The 5,547-nt window shown below is 29.9% G+C and carries 5 protein-coding genes and 1 pseudogene; all 6 read left to right on the top strand.

All coding sequences use genetic code 11. The annotated features are described in order from the left end of the window. Positions 1–222: pseudogene (locus VK998_RS00155) on the top strand (DNA repair protein RecN); the annotation flags it as partial. A 207-nt stretch (positions 223–429) separates the two neighbouring features. Next, the gene (spoIVB, locus tag VK998_RS00150; RefSeq protein ID WP_325224130.1) at positions 430–1,746 is read left to right on the top strand and encodes a SpoIVB peptidase; all 1,317 of its coding nucleotides are present in this window, start codon (positions 430–432) and stop codon (positions 1,744–1,746) included. 130 nt (positions 1,747–1,876) lie between these two features. Beyond that, the gene (gene spo0A / locus VK998_RS00145; protein WP_325224128.1) at positions 1,877–2,698 is read left to right on the top strand and encodes a sporulation transcription factor Spo0A; all 822 of its coding nucleotides are present in this window, start codon (positions 1,877–1,879) and stop codon (positions 2,696–2,698) included. A 154-nt stretch (positions 2,699–2,852) separates the two neighbouring features. Beyond that, the gene (steA, locus tag VK998_RS00140) at positions 2,853–3,971 is read left to right on the top strand and encodes a putative cytokinetic ring protein SteA (RefSeq protein ID WP_325224127.1); all 1,119 of its coding nucleotides are present in this window, start codon (positions 2,853–2,855) and stop codon (positions 3,969–3,971) included. A gap of 13 nt (positions 3,972–3,984) precedes the next feature. Continuing rightward, positions 3,985–4,881 carry a copper transporter gene (locus VK998_RS00135; protein WP_325224126.1) on the top strand — a complete coding sequence of 299 codons (897 nt, stop codon included), beginning with the start codon at positions 3,985–3,987 and terminating at the stop codon, positions 4,879–4,881. 1 nt (position 4,882) lies between these two features. Next, a partial coding sequence (locus VK998_RS00130; RefSeq protein ID WP_325224125.1) for a glycosyltransferase family 2 protein occupies positions 4,883–5,547 on the top strand: 665 nt, incomplete at its 3' end.

Here is a 5,547-nt window from a genome sequence, read left to right as displayed (position 1 = left end):
ATTTCACATCTACCACAAATTGCTGCTCTTGCTGATACTCATTTTGTAATAGATAAACTTACTGATAAAGATAAAACTAGCACTACTGTAAGGAAATTAAAGGAAAATGAACGGATTGATGAATTATCACGATTATTAGGTGGTGTAGATTTGACAAATACTACAAAACTTCATGCAAAAGAAATGCTAGAAATGTCAAAAAAAATAAATTGGGAAAAATAGCAATTACTGTTTTATAAAGAAAACTCCTTATTAATTTAATAAGGAGTTTTCTTTATTTTTTGATATTTGCCAATATGTAAATTACTTGACATAATAAATAAATTTTTTAAAGAATAAATAAGATGAAAAAAGGCTAAATTATATTTACGTTAAAAATTATTTTGGAGGTGAATATGAAAGAGGGAAATTTAGGGGAGTGATTGTACTTTGGATAGGTATAGTAAATATAGTAAAAAATTTTCTTTATTGATTTTAGTTTTAACTTTTTTTTATATAGTCCAAGTAATAAATATATTATATTGTCCTGCTGAAATAAAAATTGCAAAGGGTGAGAATAAAAGTATTGATGTGTTATTTCCCTTTTCTCTAAATGCATTACATGATGAAGACTCAATAGTACAATCCACTTACAATCAAAGTTCAACCAATGGCTTTAAAAGAAGCTATCAAATTGATGGTATTGAACCAGGAGAAGCGAAATTTCAATTAAAATTCTTAGGTATTATACCGATTAAAAAACTTGATGTAAACGTAGTAAAACGACAGCTATTGGTTCCAGGTGGCAATGCATTAGGAGTAAGGTTAAATACTAAGGGTGTGCTCGTCGTGGCGGTAACAGATGTACTAGGGGTAGACGGCAGAAGATATAGTCCAGCCAAAGAGGCGGGAATAAAAACTGGTGATAGTATTTTGGAAGTAAATAATATAAAAGTAAAAGATGCTGAGCATGTGATAGAATTACTAAACCAGGTTCAAGATAAGAAAGTAAAAATTATTGTTGAGAGAAATAAAATGAAATTTGAAACAGAAGTAATTCCAATAAAGAGTATGCAGGATAACTGCTATAGATTAGGTATATGGGTAAGAGATAAAACTGCTGGCATTGGAACTCTGACTTTTTATGACGAAGACAGTAGAGTTTTTGGAGCATTAGGTCATGGAATAACAGATATGGATACTGGGAATTTGCTAAATGTGGAATATGGTAAAATTACACATGCTAAAATAGCAAATGTGGAACAAGGTAAGAGAGGAAGTCCAGGGGAAATAAGAGGAATTTTTTATGAAACAGAAAACGTATTAGGAGAAATAACTAAAAATTCATCTTATGGTATATTTGGGTTAATTACAGATGATTTTATAAGAACCAATAAAATAAAGCCTATACCTATAGGTTTTAAAGAAGAGATAAAAGAAGGGAAGGCTTATATATTAACAACGATAGATAATAACAAGATAGAGAAATTTGAGATTAATATATTAAAAACTCAATCTCAACAGTACCCAAATCAAAAAAGTATGACTGTTAAAATAACAGATAAAAAATTATTAGAGAAGACTGGTGGAATTGTTCAAGGTATGAGTGGTAGCCCTATTATTCAAGATGGAAAGCTAATTGGAGCAATAACCCATGTGTTTGTCAATGATCCTACTAAAGGGTACGGAATTTATATTGAGTGGATGTTAGAACAGGTATTGCCAAATTATGAAACAAAACAAAAATTTGCTAATAATTTTAATTGATAGGCTAAAGCCTATCTTTTTTTCTAAAATAATAAAAAAAGAAATATTTTTTTAAAATATAGAAGGAAACTGAGATTGTATGTCGAATAGATAAATTATACCAATAAATATTAAACAGGGGGTAGTTTAATTGGAGAAAAGAAAAATTTTGATCGTGGATGACAATCGGGAATTTTGTGGAATTTTAAGTAAATTTTTATCTATGGAAGGAGAGTTTGAGGTAATTGGTATTGCAAAAGATGGGTTAGAAGCTCTAGATAAGATGGCAGAGTTAAAACCAGACATTTTAATACTGGATATTATTATGCCACATTTAGATGGATTGGGAGTGCTTGAGGCATTACATAATTTAGATTTAGAAAAAATGCCAAAAGTTGTAGTTTTATCTGCAGTAGGACAAGATCAAATTACTCAGAAGGCTATTGAATTAGGTGCTGACTATTATGTGGTTAAACCTTTTGATTTTAAAATATTTATTAAAAGGCTAAAGCAAATAGCAGGGGAAAGTGGAGAAAGTTCGATTGTATCAAAAAATGATTATATACAGATTCCTAATGGTTCTAGTTCATTAAACATGGATATGGCAAAAAATTTAGAAGCTAGAATTACTAATGTAATCCATGAAATTGGAGTACCTGCTCATATTAAAGGTTATTCTTATTTACGTGAAGCGATATTTATGGTAATTCAAGATATGGAATTACTAGGTGCCGTAACTAAAGAATTATATCCAAATATAGCTAAAAAATTTAAGACAACTCCAAGTAGGGTGGAAAGGGCTATTAGACATGCTATTGAAGTAGCATGGACTAGAGGGAAAGTAGATACAATAGACAAAATTTTTGGCTACACCGTCAATAACAATAAAGGGAAACCTACTAATTCTGAATTTATAGCCATGGTGGCTGATAAATTGAGATTGGAGATGGAGATGATGGAAGGGAGTATGTAATATTTAGTTTAACCCCACAAAGAGCATTCACTTTGTGGGGTTAAATATCTTTTTCACAAGTGGTGATATTATGTTATAATAAATCCGATGGCAACTTATTAGAATATAAATACTTGGAGATAATATTAAGATGAAACATGCTGGAGGATTAATTATGTATATAAAAGGAATAGTGAAAAAAGATAGGAAAACAAAGGAGTTAACAAAAAGATTAAATTTTGGAGAAATTGCACTGATTGATCATAAAGATTTAGATGAAGTAGCAGCCCTTTCTTTAGTTGAAAGGAAAGTTAAATGTGTAATTAATTTGAATGAAACTATAAGTGGTAGGTATCCAAATCAAGGGCCATCAATTTTAATTGACGCTAGTATTCCAATATTTCAGGTAAAAAAAGATGTTTTTGATAAAATAGATGAGGGAGATACTATAGAGATCATCGAAAATGAAATAGTATGTAAAGGAGAAAAGATAACAGAATGCGAGTTATTAGATAAAAATAAAATTGAAGAACTTTTAAATATAGGATATGCTAATATAGAAAAAGAATTAGAAAGTTTTATTGAAAATACCCTTGAGTATGCTAAAAAAGAGAAGGGTTTAGTAACTGGAAAGATTCCTATACCTAAAACTGAAACAAAAATAAAAAACAAACATGTTTTAGTAGTGGTAAGAGGCAGAGACTATAAAATGGATTTAGAAGCAATTAAATCATATATAGATGAAGTTAATCCAATATTGATAGGAGTAGATGGGGGTGGTGATGCTCTTTTGGAGTTTGGATATATTCCTCATATAGTTGTCGGAGACATGGACAGTGTCTCTGATAGGTGTTTAAAGTTAGCAAAAGAGATTATTGTCCACGCTTATCCTGATGGAAGAGCGCCTGGATTAAAAAGGGTTGAGGAGTTAGAACTAGAAGCCAAGATATTTCCGTCTCCTGGTACTAGTGAAGATATTGCATTTTTATTAGCTTATTCTAATGGTGCTGATTTAATAGTAGCGGTAGGAACCCATACGAATATGATTGATTTTTTAGAGAAAGGTAGAAGCGGGATGTCTAGTACATTTTTGGTAAGATTAAAGGTAGGTTCTATATTAGTAGATGCTAAGGGAGTAAATAAGTTATATCATAGCACATTTAAACTGAAATATGTTGTAGGAATAACAATTGCAGCATTAATACCAATTTTAGTAATAACCTTTATGCATCCATTATTAAAAGAATTATTGCTACTTCTAAAAATCAGAATTAGAATAATGTTAGGACTTTAGAGGAGGAATATTTATGATACCAAATATGAAATTTTATGTAATATCTATCGTTGCAATATTTGCAGCTTTGGGAATTGGTATATATATTGGATTTACTATTGATGCACAGAGCATTATTGTTGAACAAAAAGAGGATATCGCATCTAAAATAGAAGAGAGGTTTGACTTTTTAACTAACGAAAATCAACATCTGAAATCATCTTTAAAAGATGTAGAATCAGAAAAAGATATGTATAAACATTTTATAGATTCAACTTATGAAGAAATTGTAAAGACAAAATTGGAAGGGATAAATGTTGCTATCATAGAGACTAAATCTGATTATATGTACTCTGGAGTAGGACAAATTTTGGAAACAGCCGGTGCAAATGTAATTAATGTAACTACAATAACTGATAAAATTGTAGATGAAGAATTATTAAAAAATATATATGAAGAATTGGGAATTTCTTTGTCGGATAATAATATAATACCAAATAGTATTATGGAATTATCAAAATCCATTATAAATGGGGAGGAAACTGAACTGGTTAGTAAATTGATAGAAAAAGATTTTATAGATATGGTAGGTCTCGTAAACGAACCTATTGATTATATTGTTCTAGCAGGAGGAAGTTTAAAAGAAGATAAAGGAAGATTAAATTTGGTTGATAAAGTAATAATAGATACTGTAAAAATTATGGATAAATCAATTATTGCTATTGAAAAGGAGAATATAAATATTTCTTATATAGAGGATTATAAAAAGTTTAGGATTAGTACGGTTGATAATGTAAATACAAGTATTGGCAAGGTATCTCTTATATTAGCAATGGAAGGTAGGCCAGGGCATTATGGCGTAAAGCCAACAGCAGAAGAGTTAACCCCTAGGTCAAGTCTACCAGCTTTAGAATATCCTAAGGAGAGATAGTATGAAAAAAAAACGTGTATTAATAGTTGTACCAGTATATAATGAAGCCGATAGAATAGAAGACACAATAAAAGGATTAAAAAAAATACAGTTAATTGATGAAATTTTAATTGTTGACGATGGTTCTACAGATAAGACTTCGGAAGTAATTAAAAATTTAGGTGTATCAACAATGATATTGCCAAAAAATAAAGGGAAAGGTTATGCAATGAAAAAGGCAATACAGGAAAAAGATTATGATTATATTGGATTTATTGATGGAGATTTAGGATTAACAAGTATTGAAGTTGAAAAATTAATAATTCCTGTGATTTCCAATGAAGTTGATTTTACAATAGCTAAATTCCCAGAGTCCTCTTTAAACACGAGTAGTAAAGGAGGATTTGGTTTAGTAAAAGGACTAGCGAAAAAAGGGGTATATTTTTACACTAAAAAAGAAATAAACACATCTCTTTCTGGGCAAAGAGTGTATAAAAGTGAGATTATGAAGTGTATGAACTACATTCCAGCTCGTTATGGAATAGAAGTAGCTATGACTATCCAAGCATTAAAAAATGGTTATACTTTTAAGGAAGTTCCAGTTCTTATGACCCATAGATATTATGATAGGTCGTTAAAAGGTTTTAAACATAGAGGAAAACAATTTTTAGATATACTCAAAACTTT

The organism is Schnuerera sp., from assembly GCF_035459645.1.
In the GTDB taxonomy this organism is placed as follows: domain Bacteria; phylum Bacillota; class Clostridia; order Tissierellales; family Tepidimicrobiaceae; genus Schnuerera.
Note: the sequence above shows the minus strand (reverse complement) of the source record. Positions and strands in the feature narration are given on the sequence as shown.

Bases quoted from the DNA above. Each gene is read 5' to 3' on its own strand.
- VK998_RS00135 (WP_325224126.1), top strand. From the start codon at position 3,985: ATGATACCAAATATGAAATTTTATGTAATATCTATCGTTGCAATATTT.
- steA (WP_325224127.1), top strand. From the start codon at position 2,853: ATGTATATAAAAGGAATAGTGAAAAAAGATAGGAAAACAAAGGAGTTA.